Genomic DNA, 20239 nt, shown 5'->3' with positions numbered 1-20239 from the left:
TTGATTTATTTTGCGCACACAACTTGGTTGTGATATTTTAAATTAATCGTTTTATAATTCTGAATCGTTTTATCTTTAAATGCTTTGTTATAAAACGCCTTTAACTTCTTAAATTTTACATCCATTTCGGTTAATTTACCTAAATCGATTTTATAATCTCCACTTCTCACGGCCAATTGATAATCATCATCATCAAATTTCTCAATTCCTACCACTTCTTTTTGCAAAAAACTATCTTGCAAAATAAAGGATATTAATGGTAATATCCATTTAATTTCTTCTTCTTTTTTAACCCCAGAAACCAACAGTACTCTTGCCGAATAATTAGCAGACAAAGGTATTTTTACTCCTTGTTTATCAATATAATAAGAATCACTTTTAGTCATAATTCTTGCAACAGGTGCTCGCTGTTTTATGATTGTTTTTAAGGTACCCCCAATGGTTAAAAATACAGCTGCATGTGCTACATATGGATTTTTAGAAACCATTTTTTCCAAACTGTATAAATTTATCACAGATTTTGCTTGGTTTTTCACAGTTGAATCATTTTGTATTAACAATTTATTAACCATAGCATGTGTTAAAAAATGGTTCTCTCCAGCTTCAAATTCTACCACAATATCTTTTACCTTTTTCTTAGAATTTCTTGCAGAAGAAAAACTATATAAAATCCCCAAAACCACTATCAATAAAAGGAAAGAGATATATTTTAAAAACTTCTTAATCATAACTATTGGTGGTTTTTAAAAGTTCATTTGTTACCTCATTAACCATCACACCTATGTCTCCTGCCCCTAACATTACCACTACTTTTGCCGATGAATTCTTAATATCTTTTACTAAATTATTTTTTTTAGTTAAATTTTTATTCTTACAATCAATTTTATTTAATAACCATTCAGAGTCTACTCCAGTGATCGGTTCTTCTCTTGCAGGATAAATGTCTAACAACAAAACTTCATCAAATTTAGATAACGCCAAGGCAAAATCTTCAATAAAATCTTTTGTTCTAGAAAATAAATGAGGCTGAAAAACAACCAACACTTTTTCATCCGGGTACATTTCTCTTATAGAACTTTCAACTGCATTTATTGCCGTTGGGTGATGTGCATAATCATCAATCAGCACAAAATTATTTGTTTTAATTTTATAAGAAAACCTACGCTTAACCCCTTTAAAACTAGACAAACGTTGTTTGATGTTTTCTAATGATATCCCATAAACATCTGCCATTGCCAAAGCCGCTAAAGCATTCATAACATTATGCTGCCCTGGTAAATGAAATTCAATATTTTTAATTTCTGATGATGGTGTTTTCACATCAAAAACATATGTTCCGCTTTCAATTTTTAAATTTAAAGCCGCATAATCTGCCGCTTTATTAACTGCATACGTTAATCCTTTTAAAGGCAACCCTTTTGCAACAATTAAGGTTCCAGAAACTTTGTTTGCAAACTCTACAAAAGACTCATTCAATGCTTCTGCATCTCCATAAATATCTAAATGATCGGCATCCATAGAAGTTACACAAGCAATATTTGGACTCAATTTTAAGAAAGATCGATCAAACTCATCTGCCTCCACAACACTAATTTTATCTTCACCTAAAATTAGGTTAGAATTATAATTTTCTGCAATTCCTCCTAAAAAAGAAGTTGCATTTGCTTCTGCCATAATATGTCCTAAAATAGCAGAAGTAGTTGTTTTACCGTGCGTACCTGCAACAGCTAAACAAAAGGTAGTTTCTGTGATTCTTCCTAAAATTTCTGATCTTTTTAAAACCGAAAAATCATTCTCTAAAAAATAATTTAATTCTACATTAGTTTTAGAGATTGCAGGCGTATAAACCACCAATGTTTTTTTGGTATTTAAAAATGAAATAGGAATATTTTTTACAGCATCTTCAAAATGAATTTCAACTCCTAATTCCTCTAAATCTAAAGTGATTTGAGAAGGAGTTTTATCATAACCAGCCACTTTTTTTCCATTCGTAGCAAAGTAACGGGCAATTGCGCTCATTCCTATGCCACCAATACCGACAAAAAAGACGTTATGTATATTGTTTAAATTCACTTTTTTAATAATTTTTCTACTTCGTTAACAATATCTGTTGTTGCACCCGGAAGCGCTAATTCGTTTATATTTTCTGCTAAATGATCTTGTTTTCCTTGATCTTTTATCAATGTTTCAAAAACTATTGGAAACGTTTCTAACTCACTCTCTTTTAACAAAATTGCACCATGTTTATCTGCAATTGACTTTGCGTTTTTAGTTTGATGATCTTCCGACACATTAGGCGATGGAATAAATATAACTGGCTTACCAACAATACATAATTCTGAAACCGAACTTGCACCTGCTCTAGAAATAATAATATCAGATGCGGCATACGCAAAATCCATTCTATTTAAAAACTGATGTACTTGTACACCATCTATTTCATTGTACTTTTTGTATTCTTCAAAATACAATTTACCACATTGCCAAATAACCTGAATTCCTTGTTTTTTAAAAAAACCTAAGTTTGTTTCTACCAGTTGATTTATTTTTCTAGCTCCTAAACTTCCTCCTAAAACTAAAATCGTTTTCTTACTTTCATCTAATTTAAAAAAAGCTTTACCCTCTGCTGTTTTGGCATGAATTGACAGCAAATCTTGCCGAACAGGGTTACCTGTTTTTACAATTTTATCCGCAGGAAAAAAGCGTTCTAAATGATCATAAGCAACACAAATTTTATTTGCCTTTTTGCTTAATAATTTATTCGTAATTCCAGGAAAAGAATTCTGTTCTTGTATCAACGTCGGAATTCCTTTTCTATTTGCCATTATCAATGTTGGTCCGCTAGCAAAACCACCAGTACCAATAGCAATATCTGGTTTAAATTTTCTAATAATCTTTGATGCATTCCACAAACTACTCATCAACTTAAAAGGAAACGATAAATTAGCTATAGTTAACTTTCTTTGAATACCAGAAATCCACAATCCTTTAATTTCATACCCCGCTTGCGGCACCTTTTCCATCTCCATTTTATCTTTTGCACCTACAAACAAAAATTTTGCATCTGGATAACGCAACTTTAATTCGTTTGCAATTGCAATTGCAGGATAGATGTGTCCTCCTGTTCCTCCCCCTGAAATTAGTATGTTAATCGAGTGCTTCATGAAGTATGTCTAAAGGGTTATCATCTAAAATATCTTCTTCTGTTTCTTCTTTTGATGCGCTTACACTTAAAATCATTCCTAAAGCAAAACACGTCATCCAAATAGAAGTACCACCACTACTTATTAATGGTAAAGTTTGCCCTGTTACAGGAAATAAATTGGTTGCAACCGCCATATTTATGGATGCCTGAAAAATAATAGGCAACCCAACTCCTAACACTAATAACGTGCCAAAAATTGTAGTTGTTTTTCTAATGACTACAAAAATTCTGAACAACAGAATAAAATAGATAGACACAATTAAAAAACCACCAACCAAACCGTATTCTTCTACAATAATTGCGTAAATAAAATCGGAAGTAGACTGAGGTAAAAAGTTTTTTTGAATGCTCTTACCAGGTCCTACACCAAAAGTTTGCCCCATAGCAATAGCTATTTTTGCCTTTTCTACCTGATATGCTTCTTTACCTTCATTATCAGAAAAACTCTCAATTCTATTTTGCCAAGTCTGCACCCTATTTGGCATGGCATCCGGAAAAGCTTTTGCTGCTAAAATAAAAAGCAACAACAAACCAACTCCCGCTCCCATTATAAAACCTAAATACTTAACCGGATATCCTCCTAGAAAAGTTAAGATTAAAATCATTACAAAAATAATGGCTGATGTAGAAAAGTTTGCTGGTAAAATTAACATTAAAATAGCTGCAACAGGCAACCACAACTGCCATAAACTTTCTTTAAAACTTATTATTTTATCCTTGTTTCTAGATAAATATCTTGCTACATAAACCATTAGAACCAAACCTGCCAAGGTAGATGTTTGAAAACCAATACCACCAATTCTAATCCATCTACTTGCATTTGCCCCCCCAATAGTTGTTCCTTGAGACAATGTGTAAATCAATAAAAAGATAATTACAGGAAGCATAATTACAGAACCACCAGAAAAATATCTATAAGGTACTTTGTGTACACCATAAATAATAGCAAACCCCATAATTAACAACAGAATATGCTTCATCAAATATCCTAAAGAAGAACCAGACCCAACTACATAAACCAAGTTTGTACTTGCGCTATATACCGGCATAAATGAGAATATAGCCAAAATAGCAACAATTGCCCAAATGGTTCGATCTCCTTTTATGTATTTAAAAATGGTTTTCACTTTATAACTTTTAGTTTTAGTTTGTTTTTAGAAAGATTTAAATAATTCTTTCTAAAATTAATTGCTAATATTTACGCAATTACATTTTTTAAAGACTTCTTACAGCGTTTTTAAATTGACGCCCTCTGTCTTCATAATTTTCAAATAAATCAAAACTTGCACAACATGGAGATAACAAAACAGCTTCTCCTCTTTCTGCTAATTTCTGAGAAACTTTTACAGCTTCTTCTGCCCCGGCAGTTTCTACAATAATATCAACAACGTTTTCAAAAGTGTTTTTTATTTTCTCATTATCAAGACCTAAACACACAATTGCTTTTACCTTTTCTCTAACCAAAGGCAATAAATCATTATAATCATTTCCTTTATCTACACCACCAACAATCCAAATAGTTGTTTTATCCATGCATTCTAAGGCATAATAAGTTGCATTTACATTGGTTGCCTTAGAATCATTTATAAATGCTACCCCTTTAACTTTTGCAACATTTTCTAAACGATGCTCTACACCTTCAAAATCTTCTAAGCTTTCTTTAATTGCTTGTCTTCTTACTTTTAACAATTGTGCAGCCATTGTTGCCGCCATTGCGTTTTTAGTATTGTGTTTTCCTTTTACTGATAAAGTTGATAACGGCATGTTAATTTTTTCTTTATTTATATTGATAATCATATTATTGTCTTTGACATAAGCTCCGTACTCTAATTCTTTTTCAAGCGAAAACGGAACTAATTTTGCGCTTGTTTTATTCTCTTTTAACCAATTATTGATTGCTTCATCATCAGCATCAAAAATTAAATAATCGGTTTCTTTTTGATTCTTTGTTATTCTAAATTTTGAGGCTACATATTTATTAAAATCGTACTCATATCTATCTAAATGATCTGGTGTAATATTGGTTAAAATGGCAATATGACTATTAAAGTCTTCAATACCATCTAATTGAAAACTACTTAACTCTAACACATAATTTTCATACGATTGTTCTGCTACTTGTTGCGCAAAACTATCCCCAATATTCCCTGCAATACCAACATCTAAACCTGCATTTTTTAAAATATGATGCAATAATAATGTGGTGGTTGTTTTACCGTTAGACCCCGTAATACTTATAATATTTGCACTGGTATATTTTGCTGCAAATTCAATTTCTGAAATAACAGGAATCAAATTTTCTTTCAACTTTACAATCAACGCAACGGTATCCGGAATTCCAGGACTTTTTACAACTACATCTGCATTTAAAATTTTGCTTTCTGTATGTTGCTTTTCCTCAAAATCAATCTTATTATTTAAAAGAACTTCTTTATATTTTTTTGATATAGCACCCTTGTCAGACACAAAGACTTCATAGCCTTTTTGTTTTCCTAAAAGCGCTGCACCAACACCACTTTCTCCTCCACCAAGAACTACCAATCGTTTCATTTATCTTAATTTTAAGGTTACAATTGTAAATACTGCCAGTAAAATTCCAACAATCCAAAAACGGACTACAATTTTACTTTCGTGATAACTTAATTTTTGATAATGATGATGCAACGGAGACATTTTAAAAATCCTTCTTCCTTCTCCGTATTTTTTTCTAGTATACTTAAACCAAGAAACTTGCATAATTACAGATAGGTTTTCTACTACAAATATTCCAGCTAAAATTGGCAGTAATAATTCTTTTCGAATTGCAATAGCAATAACAGCTATAATTCCACCGATAGTTAAACTTCCTGTATCTCCCATAAAAACTTGAGCAGGATATGTATTATACCAAAGAAAACCAATTAAAGCCCCAGCAAAAGCCAATATAAAAACTGTCATTTCTCCCGAATTTGGTATAAACATAATGTCTAAATAATCTGCAAAAATGATATTACCAGAAACCCACGCAAAAACAGCTAACGTTATTACAATAATAGCAGAAGAACCAGCGGCCAAACCATCTATTCCATCTGTTAAATTTGCTCCATTAGAAACCCCTGTTACAATAAAAACAGTAATAAAAATAAAAATAATCCAACCGTATTTTTCATAACCATCCCCTAAAAAACTGAATGCTTTAGAGTAATCTAATTCGTTATCCTTTAAAAAAGGAACTGTTGTTTTTGTTGATTTATGAGCTTCTCCAAAAACAATTTTTCTTCCTTCCTTATTTACTATTTGTTGGTCTTTTGGCAATTGTTCTTTAATAGTAACTCCATCGTTAAAATAAAGCATAGACCCCACAATAAGACCTAAACCAATCTGACCTAAAACTTTAAACTTACCACTTAAACCTCCTTTATCTTTCTTAAAAACTTTTATATAATCATCTAAAAAACCAATTAACCCCATCCAAACTGTGGTGATGATTAAAATAATGACATAGATATTATCTAATTTGGCTAACAATAAAACCGGAATTAATGTTGCTAAAATGATAATAACACCACCCATTGTAGGCGTTCCTGTTTTTTGTTTTTGACCATCTAAACCTAAATCTCTTACTGTTTCACCAACTTGTTGATTTCTTAAAAAATCTATAATTCGCTTACCATAAATGGTAGAAATTAACAAGGATAAAATAAAAGCTGCTGCAGCTCTAAATGTGATAAAATGGAACAATCCTGCACCAGGAAAATCCATTACACTTTCTAAATATTGAAATAAATAATACAGCATTCTTAATTATTTTTTAATTGATTGAAACAATTTCTTACCTCCTCTAAATCATCAAAATGAGTTCTAACTCCGTTTATTTCTTGATAATTTTCATGCCCTTTTCCGGCAATTAATATGATATCTCCATTTTCAGAAAACTTACAAGCTGTTTTTATGGCTTGTCTTCTATCTAAAATTGACAATGTTTTTTTATAATTTTCTGCAGCAACACCAACTTCCATTTCATCTAAAATAGTTTGCGCATTTTCTGTTCTTGGATTGTCTGACGTAAAAATTGCTTGATTACTTAATTGCGAAGCAATGTGCGCCATTTTAGGTCTTTTTGTTTTATCTCTATCACCACCACAACCTACAACTGTAATTACTTTTTCGTTACCAGTTCTAATATCATTAATGGTTTCTAACACATTTTTTAAAGCATCTGGCGTATGCGCATAATCTACAATTGCTGTAACTCCATCACCAGAAACCACATATTCAAAACGTCCGCTTACATTTTCTAACTGACTTATTATTGTTAAAATTTCTAACTTTTCTAAACCTAATAATTCTGCCGTAGCATAAATTGCCAATAAATTAGAAGCATTAAACTGACCAATTAACTTTGTCCAAACCTCCGTGTCATTTAACTTTAAAAGTGTACCAGAAAATTGTTTTTCTAAAATCTTCGCTTTATAATCTGCTATTGTTTTTAACGCGTATGTTTTCTTTTTAGCCTTGGTGTTTTGCAACATAAAGTCGCCATTTTTATCATCAATATTTGTCAACGCAAAAGCTGATTTTGGCAATGAATCGAAAAATGATTTTTTTACATCTCTATACTCTGCAAACGTGTTGTGATAATCTAAATGATCGTGCGATAAGTTGGTAAAAATTCCACCTGCAAAAGTTAATCCTTCTGTTCTTTTTTGATGAATTCCATGAGAACTCACTTCCATAAAACAGTAATCTACTCCAGCTTCAATCATTTTATCCAAATAACTATTGATAGTTACAGAATCTGGTGTTGTATGCGTTGCCTTAAACTCCGTTTCATCAACCAAAATTTTAACAGTAGAAAGTAAACCAACTTTATAACCCGCTTTTTTAAATAATTGATATAAAAGTGATGCTATTGTTGTTTTACCATTAGTACCCGTAACTCCCACTAAAGGAAGTTTTTTTGATGGATTGTTATAAAAATTAGACGCCATAATAGCCAATGCTACATTTGCATCCGTCACCTGAACATAAGTAATTCCTTCTTTTTTATCCGCAGGAAAATCTTCGCAAATAATTGCGATTGCTCCTAAAGAAATTGCTTTATCTATATATAAATGCCCATCTACTGAAACTCCTTTTTGAGCAACAAAAACAGCATTCTTTTCAATCTTTCTAGAATCAAAAACAATAGAATTCACCTTAATATCTGTAAGTCCAAATACTTGATGAATAGCAACCTGATATAATATGTCTTTTAAATTTTTCAGCTTATGAAAGTTTTAAAATAATTGTTTGTCCTTTTATTAACTTCTCTCCTTTTCGTAGTGATTGAGACTTCACTTTTCCCGCTCCAGAAACCTGCACTTTTAATCCAATATTTTCTAACAACGCCAAAGCATCCATACCAGACATCCCTCTAACATCCGGAATTTCATGATATTCTTTATTTAATTTTTTATCAAAACTTAAATACTGCTTTTCAATCGACGCAAATTCTATTTTATCATCTACAGACTGATTATCTATAGGTGTAGTTGTATAAATTTTTTGTGCAATCTCTTTAAACACAGGCCCCGCAACAGTTGCACCATAATACCCTTTCTCTTTCTTTGGATCATGAATTACCACAATGCAAGAATATTTTGGTTTATCCGCAGGAAAAAAACCCGCAAACGACGCTACATAATGCTTGGTAGAATAATGTCCAAATACTGTTTTACCTTTCTCATCTACATGCTTTGGAATGTACTTTTTTGCCGTCCCTGTTTTACCTGCCATAGAAAAGTTAGGAGAATAAATATTACGTGCCGTACCTTTAGTTACAACGTTTTCTAACACTTTTTTCAACTTCGCTAAAGTTTCATCTGAAGCTATTTTAGGATTTACAATCTCTGTTTCAAAAAGTTTCTCTGTTTTATCCTCTCTTCTTAATTCTTTAACAAACCTTGGTTTTACCATAACCCCATTATTTGCAACCGCATTGTAAAACATTAATGTTTGCATTGGCGTAACAGAAACCCCATAACCCCAAGCCATCCACTCTAAAGAAATTTTACTCCATTCCTTATCTTTAGGATTCGGAACATAAGGCTTCCCTTCTCCTTTTATTTGAAAACCAATAGGCTTTGTAAAACCATATTCAGCTATTTTATTATAATATTTCTCTGGGTTTTTATCATAAAACTTTTTTATAATCTTTACCACTCCAACATTCGACGAAACCTCCAAAACCCTTGCCGCAGAAATCTTACCGTAACCTCCTCTATGAGAATCCTCTACCTTTCTATTATTAACATAAATTCTACCTTTCTCCGTATCTACCACTGTAGAAGTATCGATAACTTTATCATCTAAAGCCACCATTAAACTTGCCAACTTAAAAGTAGAACCTGGCTCATGACTCTCCCAAACCGCATAATTTCTTTTTTCGTAATAGGTTCCTTTAGACGTTCTTCCTAAATTAGAAATTGCTTTAATTTCTCCTGTTGCCGTTTCCATAACCACTGCACAACCATGTTCTGCCTCAAAATATGCTAAGTTATCTAACAACGCATGATGCGTTATATCCTGAATATTAACATCTATAGTCGTAATAATATCATGACCATCTATAGGTTCTTTTTCATTAACATCATTTATAGGTTTCCATTGATTTTTAGCAATTTTCTGCTTCCATCTCAACCCATTTTCACCTTGCATATAATCAGCAAAAGCACCTTCTATACCTGCTTCTCCTCTAAAATCATCATACCCAATAGTACGCTCTGCAATTTTACCTATCGGATGCGCTCTTACCGTTTTATGCTCTGCAATAAAACCGCCTTTATAAACTCCTTTATTAAAAATTGGAAATTGCTTTATTTTTAAATAATCTGTATACCCTATATTTCTTGCAATTAGCAAATACCTATTCCTCCTCTTTTTTGCACTTCTTAACTTACGTTGATAATAACCTGGAGTTTTCCCCAACATTTCAGAAAGCTTTTTAGACAACGCTACAATGTTTTTTTCAAACACCTGACTATCTACCGCAACCACATCCATTCTAATAGTAAACTTAGACATCGATGTTGCCAACAAGTTTCCGTCTGCCGCATACACATTTCCCTTATTTGCATATACAGTATCTTGCCTAATAGTTAACTCTGTAGAAAGCTTTCTATACTTATCTCCTTCTGAATGCTGAATTGTAAATACACGAAACACAATCGCCAACAAAAAAAGCGTCATAAAAGCAGCCACCAGGTAAAATTTTGTAAGAATGCTTTTTTTATGAGTTGCCAATTTTATTAGTCTTTAATGGTTACTTTAATTTTATTTGGAGGAGACTTTAAAGGCGCCAAACCTCTTGCTTTTGCTTTTTCTCTGATACTCGATTCCATTTTCATTCTCATCAAAATAGTACCAGTATCTACATACACTGCTCTTAACTCTCTTTTCTTTTTATTCAATTTTGATATCTGAATAACTTTTTTATCCGCTTTATGCGCACTTGTTATCATAATCAACAACAAACCAACCACAAAAAGAATAATTCGCCAATTTCTAAAAGCTGCATCATCTGTAAGAAAACTTCCTCTCAGAAAATCATACACCCCTTTTTTAACTTTAGACATCTTATTTCTTTAAAGTTGCTATCCTTAACTTAGCGCTACGAGCCCTATTATTCAGCTTAATTTCTTGCGGAGTAGGCACTATCAATTTTCCTACTTTCTGCATTGGCTCATTACTTCGCCCAAAAACATCTTTCTCTAACTCCCCCTGAAACAAACCCGTCCTTATAAATCGTTTTACCAATCTATCTTCTAAAGAATGATAAGAAATAACACTTAACCTACCATCTTCTTTTAATAAACTAGGCATTTGCTCTAAAAACTCCTTTAAAACATCTAACTCCTCATTTACCTCTATTCTAATTGCCTGAAATATTTGCGCTATAATTTTATGTTCTTTTGCTTTTGGCAAATATTTTTGCAAAACTTGTCTTAACTGAAAACTAGTATCAATTTTTTCTTCTTGTCTTTTTTCAACTATCGTTTTTGCTATATTCCTAGAATTTCTCAACTCTCCATACAAAAACAATATTTCAGCTAACTTCTCTTCAGAATATTTATTAACAATTTCTTTTGCTGATGTTTTAGATTTTTGATTCATCCTCATATCCAAGTCACCATCAAATCGCGTAGAAAAACCTCTTTCCGCCTCATCAAACTGATGAGAAGAAACCCCTAAATCAGCCAAAACACCATCTACCTTTCTAACACCATGAAACCTTAAGAATCTTGAGATGTATCTAAAATTCTCTGGAATCAAAACAAAACGTTCATCATCAATAACATTAGCCAAAGCGTCAGGATCCTGATCAAAACCAAACAACTTTCCATTTTTACCCAATCTCTTCAAAATTTCTCTTGAATGACCTCCACCACCAAACGTAACATCTACATAGACACCATCTTCTTTAATAGCCAACGCATCTACACTTTCTTGCAATAAAACCGGATTATGATAATTCATCTAATTCTGTATTTCCCATTACTTCCTCTGCCAAATCTGCAAAATCATCCGCAGCATCATCAATGGCTTTCTCATATTTATCTTTGTCCCAAATTTCAATAATATTGACAGATGACGACATAACAACCTGTTTTTTAATACCTGCAAACTCAAATAAATCTTTCGGAATTAGAATTCTTCCAGTTGCATCTAGTTCTACCATTTTTACTCCCGCCGTAAATCTTCTAATAAAATCGTTATTCTTTTTATTAAACCTGTTTAACTTGTTAATCTTTTGCATCATCAAATTCCATTCTTGCATCGGATACAACTCTAAACACGGCTGAAAAACAGCTCTCTTTACCACAAAACCATCTTGTAACACAGAACTCAGTTGCTTTTTAAAGGCTGATGAAAACATCAATCTCCCCTTAGCATCTGATTTACACTCATATGTCCCAATTAGGTTTATCACTCTAGTATATTGTTAATTGACATCAAAAATATGTAAATTTTACCACTTTTTACCACTTTTTACCACATTGTTAATAAATAACGTATTTGTTAACAAATCATTGCATTTAAAAACTGTTTATTTTAAAAATAGTAGTCTACGAAAACGATACCTATTTCACAAAAAAGGATTACATTTGCTTTTAAGCCAATTGAAAAAAATTAATGACTGACAAGTTAACAACGGAGGGGAAATTTACATATGCAGAAGCCGGAGAAGGACCTGCAATCATTATTTTACATGGATTGATGGGAGCTTTAAGTAATTTTGACTCAACATTTGATCATTTTTCTAATAATGGATACAAGGTTTTAATCCCTCAGCTACCTTTATACTCCTTACCCCTTTTAAAAACCAATGTTAAAAACTTAGCAAAGTTTTTAAAGGAGTTTTTAGAACATAAAAACATAAATAACGCCATCCTTTTAGGAAATTCTTTAGGAGGACATATTGCTTTATATTTTACAAAACAATACCCAGAAAAAGTAAGTGCTTTAGTACTTACAGGTAGTTCTGGTTTGTATGAAAAAGCAATGGGAGATAGTTTTCCTAAAAGAGGAAACTACGAATACATAGAGCAAAAAGCTAGAGAGGTTTTTTACGACCCAGCAATTGCCACCAAAGAATTAGTAGACGATGTTTACAGTACTGTAAACGACAGAATGAAAGCTTTAAAAACCTTATCTATTGCCAAAAGTGCAATTAGACATAATATGGCAAATGATTTACCAACCATGAAACATCCAACATGTTTAATTTGGGGTAAACAAGACGGAGTTACACCTCCTGAAGCGGCAGAAGATTTTCACAAACTTTTACCGAACTCAGACTTATTTTGGTTAGATAAATGTGGACACGCAGCAATGATGGAAAAACCAGAAGAATTTAACAAAGTCCTTCACAAATGGTTTATTGCTAGAAATATATAAATTTTATGAAAATTAGATCTGCAGAGTTTGTAATGAGCAACAGTAATGTTACAAATGCTCCTAAAGAAAGAATGCCAGAATATGCGTTTATTGGACGTTCTAACGTTGGTAAATCTTCATTAATTAATATGTTAATGGAACGTAAAGATTTGGCTAAAATTTCTGGAAAACCTGGTAAAACACAACTTATTAACCATTTTAAAATAAATGACGAATGGTTTTTAGTAGATTTACCTGGCTATGGATACGCCAAAGTTTCTAAAAAGAAAAGAACTATTTTTCAGTTTTTTATAGAAAACTACTTTAAAGAAAGAGAGCAATTGGTATGTACTTTTGTTTTAATTGACTCTAGACACGATCCTCAGAAAATCGATTTAGAATTCATGAAATTTTTAGGAGAAAACCAAATTCCGTTTTGCATTGTTTTTACCAAAGCAGACAAATTAGGAAGCTCTAAAATAAACAAACAAATTACTTCTTATAAAAAGAAATTACTAAACTCTTGGGAAACGCTTCCTACTTCTTTTATCACCTCTTCTAATACAGGATTAGGTAGAGAAGAATTTTTAAAATTTATTGATGGGGTAAATCAAGATGTTGCTAAAGATTTTAAATAAATTTTGAATGCATTCTACTAAAGAAAATCTACAAATTTTATTTGAAGACAACCATATTATCATTGTAAATAAACGCGCAGGCGATATTACACAAGGTGATAAAACAGGAGACAAACCTTTAAGTGATGTTGTAAAAGAATATATTAAAGACAAATACAACAAACCAGGCAACGTGTATTTAGGTGTTGTACACAGATTAGACAGACCCACTTCTGGCATTATTATTTTTGCCAAAACATCTAAATCTTTAGAGCGCCTTAACAAGATGCTACGCGATAAAACCATTCACAAAACGTATTGGGCTGTTGTAAAAAATCATCCGAAGAAAGAAAAGGATACCTTAATTAATTTTTTAAGAAAAAACCCAAAGAATAATAAGTCTACCGCATATCCTAAAGAAATTGAAGGAAGTAAAAAAGCCATCCTACATTATACTGTTCTTAAAAAACTAGACAACTACTCTTTAATAGAAGTAGATTTAGAAACAGGAAGACACCACCAAATTAGATCTCAATTAGCTAATATTGGTAGCCCTATAAAAGGAGATTTAAAATACGGATTTGACAGAAGTAATAAAGACGGAAGCATTCACTTACATGCCCGTAGAATTCAGTTTATACACCCTGTAACCAAAGAACAAGTTAACATTACAGCTCCAACCCCTAAAGAAGTTATTTGGAACGCTTGTAACTAATTGCTATCTTTAAAGAATTAATTTTTCTTTATGAAGAAGCTAAAGCACTCACTAACAAGTTCTTTACCCAAAACTGCTTACACGTTATATATCTATCAGGTTTTACCTGTATTCTGCTCTTCTTGTTGGTTTTTAGTAATAAATAAAAAATAAAAGAAATATAATTTATGGATATAATTAATATTTTGCAAGCGCAAAGAAATTACTTTTCAACACAACAAACAAAAGATATTTCTTTTAGAAAAGAATGTTTAAAAAAACTACAAAAAGAACTTATTAAAAGAGAACCTGCTATTATAAAAGCATTGTACGATGATTTTAAAAAATCTGAATATGAAGCCGTTTTAACAGAAACCTCTATTGTATTGTCTGAATTAAAAATGACAATCGATAAACTTACCTCTTGGGCAAAACCAAAAAGTGTTTTACCATCCCTTTTAAACTTTCCGTCTTCGGCAAAAATACACAAAGAACCTTATGGAGCCGTTTTAGTAATTGCTCCCTGGAACTATCCACATCAATTAGCTTTTGCTCCATTAATAGGCGCAATTGCAGCAGGAAACACCGTTGTTTTAAAACCCTCTGAACTTACACCAAACACAAGTGCAATTACCAAACAAATAATTGAAGCCGTTTTTGATAAAAAACAAGTTGCAGTTATTGAGGGTGGTGTTGAAGTTTCTACAAAATTATTAGCACAACGTTGGGATTATATTTTCTTTACAGGAAGTGTTTTTGTAGGGAAAATTGTAGCAAAGGCTGCTGCAGAATTTCTAACTCCTATTACCTTAGAATTAGGAGGTAAAAGTCCTTGTATTGTAGACAAAACAGCTAATATTAAATTAGCTGCTAAAAGAATTGTTTGGGGTAAATTTATTAACGGAGGACAAACTTGTATTGCACCAGATTATTTATTAATACACGCATCAAAAAAAGAAGAATTTGTTAATTACTTTAAAAATGAATTGATAAAAGCTTATGGAGAAAACCCTGAAACCTCAACAGACTTCCCAAGAATTGTAAACCTAAAAAACTTTAATAGACTTGCCTTAATGTTAGAAAATGAAAGTTTTTTAACCGGAGGAACAACCAACAAAGAAGATCTATTTATTGCTCCTACTTTAATTGACGAACCTTCTCTAAATAGCGAGGTAATGAAAGGCGAAATTTTCGGACCAATACTCCCTGTAATTTCTTATGAATCTGAAGAAGAAATAGACAAACTTATTTCTAAATACGATAAACCACTTGCATTCTATATTTTTTCTACGGATAAAAAAATCACTAAAAAAATGATTGCAAAATATTCTTTTGGTGGAGGAACAATTAATGACACAACTGTACATTTTGTAAATCACAGATTGCCCTTTGGTGGTGTAGGAGAAAGTGGAATTGGTAGCTATCATGGTAAACTAACTTTCGAAACCTTTTCTCATAGCAAAGGTGTGGTTACCAAAGGTAATTGGCTAGACCTAACAATTAGATATGCTCCATACACTGATAAATTAAAAAAACTACAGGCATTATTAAAGTGGACTTAAATTTTATACAACCAGAATTATTAAAAGTGTAAAACAACTTCTAAACCTTTAGATAATAAACATTGGCAAACATTTAACAGAAATGAAGATCATTCCATCTGATAAAATTGAAATAGTAACGACTCTTTCAATGCAAGAAGCTAGAAAAATATTGTCAGAAAATATTCGACCAAAAAAAATATTTAAATTTAGCTTTAACCAACCTCAAGAAAAGGAATTGTTTGAAGGAAACTTTGAACAAGATAATTTTAAAATACAGCGAATTATAACTGGGCGAAATTCTTTTCTACCTCAAATTATAGGACAAATTCTACCGAGTATCAACGGAACTAGATTGGTTGCAGATTTAAAAATTCACTCTTCTGTAATTGTATTTATGCTATTCTGGTTGACTTTTGTTGGTTTTGCATTCATTACAATTACAGGAATCATTGGAGTCATAAACCAAGGAATTAACCCTTTATTTTTAATTGTTCCCTTAATTATGATTGGTTTCGGAATTGGATTGATTAATTACGGATTCAATAGTCAAAAAGAAAAATCAATAAATAATTTAAAGAAAATATTAAACGGACATACAAAAGCATAAAAACGCTTTACCCACAAAGAACAAAGTTATAATCATTATTCCTTAGGCTTCAAAATCAACACATTTTCACTTGCTTCAATTTCAGATTGATTCAGTCTCATCTTCACAAACTTTCCATCTAAATACTTTTGAGTTTGATCTTTATAATACTCACTAAATCTATTTCCAGATTGCCCCGTAGGAATAATTGCCAAACTATTTTCGATATCAGAAAAATCGATCACCCTTCTTGTTGATGGCCCCGCAGTTACCTTATAATACCCTGTGCTATCTAGTTTAAAAATCTGATTGTTAATTACCTCATTTCCTCCAATAGTCTCAAACGGACCTACATTAAAAAAGGTACGCAACAATCCACCTGCTTTACCAATTGCATGTTCATATTCTACAGAAATAACACGATTCCAAGTCCAATCATCTACATTTACTCCTAATTGATTTTGTAAAAAAGCCAAAGATTTTTTAAAGGATGTTATAACAATTTCATTTTTAGTTTCAACTTTATTCTTTGTAGCAATATTATCCCACCAAACAGAATTCTCTCTATTTACTTGATTTGGTAAAACCTGATCTTGCAATTGCGAATTGATAAACAACTCGAAACTATCTCCTAATTCATCTTGATACGTTTCCTTTAAAAATTCATATAAAAATCGATTGTAAATTGTTGGTGCAACTGCCGTTTTTAAATACGTTCCATCCCAATTTTCTAACACAGAAAAAGCTTTTCTTTCTGATACTGTTAAAATAGATTTATCGACACTTTTTAACAAACTATGAATAATTCCTGGCACTGTAGCCGATGTAACATCATACGTCATATTCGCAATATCTTCTTTTGTAAAATCATCTTTTTTATCCAATAATTCTACAATTCTTTTAGCTCTATCTTGAGGTTGATAATAACCTAGATACAATTTACCACGCACAGAATCTACTTGATTATTGGCAGAATACACGTAATTCCAACTCGGGTTAATTGCTTTCGGGTTCTCTTCAAAAGGTAAATACTCAAGAATTTCATCTTCTCCAGAAGCTCCATTTAAATATGTTTTAGAAGACAAACCTTCTCTTAACGAATACAATTTAGCAGAAGAAAACCAAGCAATATTATCTTTAGCATCTCCATACATTACATTTAAACCTGGTGCATGAATTCTAGAAACCGATTTTTTAAAATCATTCATAGAACTTGCATGAGCCAAACCATAAGAAACATCTAGCATCTCATTTGGCAACTGTGTATAAATCCAATTCATAGCAATAGGTCTTTTATCTATTACATGCTCTATTAAACCATTCATTACAGGACCATGCTGACTTACTTTCACTTGAAAAGTAGTGTCTCTCTCATTTTTTACAGAAATGGTTTTACTCCTTAATTCATACGCTTTAAAACCATCAACTGTTTTATACTCTAAAGCATTATCAGGGTTATTTTCTTCCACATAAAAGTTTAAATCGTCATTCGCTAACATGGTCAATCCGTACGCATACTCTCTATTATGACCCAACAAAGGAAACGGCATCAAAGCAATATTGAATCCATAAATCTCAAAATCGGGTGTTTTAATATGATTCTGATACCAAACCGAAGGTTGTGAATACGCAATATGCGGATCATTTTCAAAAATCACTTTTCCGTTTTTTGTTTTTTCTGCCCCAAGTACCCAAGAATTACTTCCTATAAAAGGAGACACTGGTAAATCGTCCATAATAGAAGCTACAGAATTAGAAATTGTTGCTTCTATTTTTGCAGGTACACTTGTTCTATTAATGGTTAAATACTTACTATTAACACTTAATATTTCATCTAAATAAGAGCTTCCTAATTTTTCCTTTATTTCCGTTAATAATGGGTCTGTTTTATGCGCAACCGCAAAACTAAAAGACATGTATCCAAAAACATTGTAAATATCTTTTAAGGTATATTGTTCTTTCTTCACTCCTACTAAAGTAAACTCTAAAGGTGTTTTTCCTTCTTCTATAAATTGATTTACGCCGTCTAAATAAGATTGCGTTAAAATATAAGAATCGGCCGTTTTATCTAAACCTGCAATGGTTTTGTCAGCAGCTTCCTCAATTCCTAATCCTCCAAAAAACTGATCGACTCTTACCAAATCTTTTCCAAAAATTTCAGACAATCTTCCGGCAGCAATTCTTCGCATTAATTCCATTTGCCATAATCTATCTTGCGCATGCAAATACCCCAAAGCCACATAAGCATCTTTTGAGTTTTGGGCATTTATATGCGGCACTCCAATAGCATCAAAATAGACGGTTACTTCATTAGAAAGGTTTTTCAATTCTAATTCTCCTGAATAATTTGGATGACATGTTTTAGAGTACAACCAAACAGAAACTGCGAGCAATACAACTAGAATTAACAGAATTCTTAAAAAACGTCTTAAAAACTTCATAAAATTGATTTTTATCAAAGATAACAGAATTATTATTTACGGATAACTGCAAAGAAAATGAAAGACATTTTGTATTTTTGAGGTGCAAAATTTTTTATATGAAAAAAATTCAAATGGTTGACCTACAAGGTCAATATCAACAAATAAAAGAAGCTGTAAATACTTCTATAGAACAAGTTTTAAATACTTCAGCATATATAAATGGACCTTTGGTTCATGAGTTTCAAGCAGATTTAGAAAAATATTTAGGCGTAAAACACGTAATTCCTTGTGCAAACGGAACAGATGCATTGCAAATTGCAATGATGGGTTTAGGTTTAGAACAAGGTGATGAAGTGATTACCGCAGATTTTACTTTTGCTGCAACCGTAGAAGTAATTGCATTGTTAAAATTAACACCAGTTTTGGTAGATGTAGATGCAGAAACATACAACATAGATATTGAAGCTTTAAAAAGAGCCATCACTCCAAAAACTAAAGCCATTGTACCTGTTCATTTATTCGGACAAGTAGCAAATATGGATGCTGTTTTAGAAATTGCAAAAGAGCATAATCTTTTTGTAATTGAAGATAATGCACAAGCAATTGGTGCTAATTACACCTTTAAAGACGGAACCAAAAAGAAAGCAGGAACTATCGGAAACGTAGGTACAACTTCTTTCTTCCCTTCTAAAAACTTAGGTTGTTATGGTGATGGTGGAGCCATTTTTACTAATGATGATGAATTAGCACACACCATTCGTGGTATTGTAAATCACGGTATGTACACACGTTATTATCATGATGTAGTAGGTGTAAACTCTCGTTTAGACTCTATACAAGCAGGGGTTTTAAAAGCGAAACTACCTTTATTAGATACGTATTGTGAAGCAAGAAGAAATGCAGCTCGTTTTTACAACGAAGCACTTTCTGTTTCAGAACATATTATTACGCCAACAACAAGTGCTTGTGGAGAAATCTGTGACACTTGTGATTGCCATGTTTTTCATCAATATACATTACAAATTACAAATGGCAAAAGAGATGATTTACACAAACATTTGTTAGAACAAGGAATTCCGAATGCAATCTATTATCCAGTTGCACTGCATTCTCAAAAAGCGTATGCTGACGCCCGTTATAAAGAAAGTGATTTCCCTGTAACAAACGAATTGATAAAGACTGTAATTTCTTTACCAATGCATACAGAACTAGATAAAGAACAACTAACATTTATAACAAAAACGATTTTAGATTTCGTTAACTAAAATAACAT

The 20239-nt window shown here is 31.9% G+C and carries 18 protein-coding genes; 6 read left to right on the top strand and 12 right to left on the bottom strand.

Going from position 1 to position 20239, the window contains the following annotated elements; all coding sequences use genetic code 11:
* Positions 1 to 5: 5 nt before the first annotated feature.
* From WG951_RS14790 to mraZ, 11 genes are all read right to left on the bottom strand, one after another.
* Positions 6 to 728, bottom strand: coding sequence for a cell division protein FtsQ/DivIB (locus WG951_RS14790; RefSeq protein ID WP_105047718.1), 723 nt, complete (start codon positions 726 to 728; stop codon positions 6 to 8).
* Positions 721 to 2073, bottom strand: a complete 1353-nt coding sequence (gene murC / locus WG951_RS14785) for a UDP-N-acetylmuramate--L-alanine ligase (protein WP_105047717.1) — start codon at positions 2071 to 2073, stop codon at positions 721 to 723. The genes WG951_RS14790 and murC overlap by 8 nt, the downstream gene beginning before the upstream one ends.
* Complete coding sequence (gene murG / locus WG951_RS14780; protein WP_105047716.1) at positions 2070 to 3164, bottom strand: undecaprenyldiphospho-muramoylpentapeptide beta-N-acetylglucosaminyltransferase; 1095 nt, start codon at positions 3162 to 3164, stop codon at positions 2070 to 2072. Before murG ends, murC begins: the two co-directional genes overlap by 4 nt.
* Positions 3148 to 4332: an FtsW/RodA/SpoVE family cell cycle protein gene (locus WG951_RS14775; protein ID WP_105047715.1), complete on the bottom strand. Its 1185-nt coding sequence runs from the start codon at positions 4330 to 4332 to the stop codon at positions 3148 to 3150. The genes murG and WG951_RS14775 overlap by 17 nt, the downstream gene beginning before the upstream one ends.
* Before the next feature lie 88 nt (positions 4333 to 4420).
* A complete protein-coding gene (gene murD / locus WG951_RS14770; RefSeq protein ID WP_105047714.1) occupies positions 4421 to 5755 on the bottom strand; it encodes a UDP-N-acetylmuramoyl-L-alanine--D-glutamate ligase in 1335 nt (444 codons plus the stop codon).
* Entirely contained in the window at positions 5756 to 6982 is a 1227-nt protein-coding gene (gene mraY / locus WG951_RS14765) for a phospho-N-acetylmuramoyl-pentapeptide-transferase (RefSeq protein WP_105047713.1), read from the bottom strand.
* Positions 6983 to 6984: 2 nt separating this feature from the next.
* Positions 6985 to 8451, bottom strand: coding sequence for a UDP-N-acetylmuramoyl-L-alanyl-D-glutamate--2,6-diaminopimelate ligase (locus WG951_RS14760; RefSeq protein WP_105047712.1), 1467 nt, complete (start codon positions 8449 to 8451; stop codon positions 6985 to 6987).
* 1 nt (position 8452) lies between these two features.
* Positions 8453 to 10414 (bottom strand): penicillin-binding protein, encoded by a 1962-nt coding sequence (locus WG951_RS14755; protein ID WP_105047711.1) that lies wholly within the window; start codon positions 10412 to 10414, stop codon positions 8453 to 8455.
* A gap of 59 nt (positions 10415 to 10473) precedes the next feature.
* Complete coding sequence (locus tag WG951_RS14750) at positions 10474 to 10800, bottom strand: FtsL-like putative cell division protein (RefSeq protein WP_105047710.1); 327 nt, start codon at positions 10798 to 10800, stop codon at positions 10474 to 10476.
* A 1-nt stretch (position 10801) separates the two neighbouring features.
* A complete protein-coding gene (gene rsmH, locus WG951_RS14745) occupies positions 10802 to 11701 on the bottom strand; it encodes a 16S rRNA (cytosine(1402)-N(4))-methyltransferase RsmH (RefSeq protein WP_105047709.1) in 900 nt (299 codons plus the stop codon).
* A complete protein-coding gene (gene mraZ, locus WG951_RS14740; RefSeq protein WP_105047708.1) occupies positions 11688 to 12155 on the bottom strand; it encodes a division/cell wall cluster transcriptional repressor MraZ in 468 nt (155 codons plus the stop codon). The genes rsmH and mraZ overlap by 14 nt, the downstream gene beginning before the upstream one ends.
* Before the next feature lie 203 nt (positions 12156 to 12358).
* On the opposite strand from mraZ, the gene WG951_RS14735 reads away from it, so the two are divergent.
* From WG951_RS14735 to WG951_RS14715, 5 genes are all read left to right on the top strand, one after another.
* Positions 12359 to 13123, top strand: a complete 765-nt coding sequence (locus tag WG951_RS14735; protein ID WP_105047707.1) for an alpha/beta fold hydrolase — start codon at positions 12359 to 12361, stop codon at positions 13121 to 13123.
* A gap of 5 nt (positions 13124 to 13128) precedes the next feature.
* Complete coding sequence (gene yihA / locus WG951_RS14730) at positions 13129 to 13740, top strand: ribosome biogenesis GTP-binding protein YihA/YsxC (protein ID WP_105047706.1); 612 nt, start codon at positions 13129 to 13131, stop codon at positions 13738 to 13740.
* Positions 13741 to 13747: 7 nt separating this feature from the next.
* Positions 13748 to 14434 carry an RluA family pseudouridine synthase gene (locus WG951_RS14725; protein WP_105047705.1) on the top strand — a complete coding sequence of 229 codons (687 nt, stop codon included), beginning with the start codon at positions 13748 to 13750 and terminating at the stop codon, positions 14432 to 14434.
* A gap of 167 nt (positions 14435 to 14601) precedes the next feature.
* A complete protein-coding gene (locus WG951_RS14720) occupies positions 14602 to 15975 on the top strand; it encodes an aldehyde dehydrogenase (RefSeq protein WP_105047704.1) in 1374 nt (457 codons plus the stop codon).
* An 82-nt stretch (positions 15976 to 16057) separates the two neighbouring features.
* Positions 16058 to 16564 (top strand): hypothetical protein, encoded by a 507-nt coding sequence (locus tag WG951_RS14715; RefSeq protein WP_105047703.1) that lies wholly within the window; start codon positions 16058 to 16060, stop codon positions 16562 to 16564.
* Positions 16565 to 16599: 35 nt separating this feature from the next.
* Here the strand turns inward: WG951_RS14715 and WG951_RS14710 are convergent, their stop codons facing one another.
* Positions 16600 to 18984: a penicillin acylase family protein gene (locus WG951_RS14710; protein WP_105047702.1), complete on the bottom strand. Its 2385-nt coding sequence runs from the start codon at positions 18982 to 18984 to the stop codon at positions 16600 to 16602.
* 98 nt (positions 18985 to 19082) lie between these two features.
* Between WG951_RS14710 and WG951_RS14705 the strand changes: the two genes are divergently transcribed.
* Positions 19083 to 20231 carry a DegT/DnrJ/EryC1/StrS family aminotransferase gene (locus tag WG951_RS14705; protein WP_105047701.1) on the top strand — a complete coding sequence of 383 codons (1149 nt, stop codon included), beginning with the start codon at positions 19083 to 19085 and terminating at the stop codon, positions 20229 to 20231.
* Positions 20232 to 20239: the final 8 nt, after the last annotated feature.

Origin of the sequence: Polaribacter butkevichii (genome assembly GCF_038024105.1) — a bacterium.
Taxonomy (GTDB): Bacteria; Bacteroidota; Bacteroidia; order Flavobacteriales; family Flavobacteriaceae; genus Polaribacter; species Polaribacter butkevichii.
This window is presented reverse-complemented; position numbering and strand designations above follow the sequence as displayed.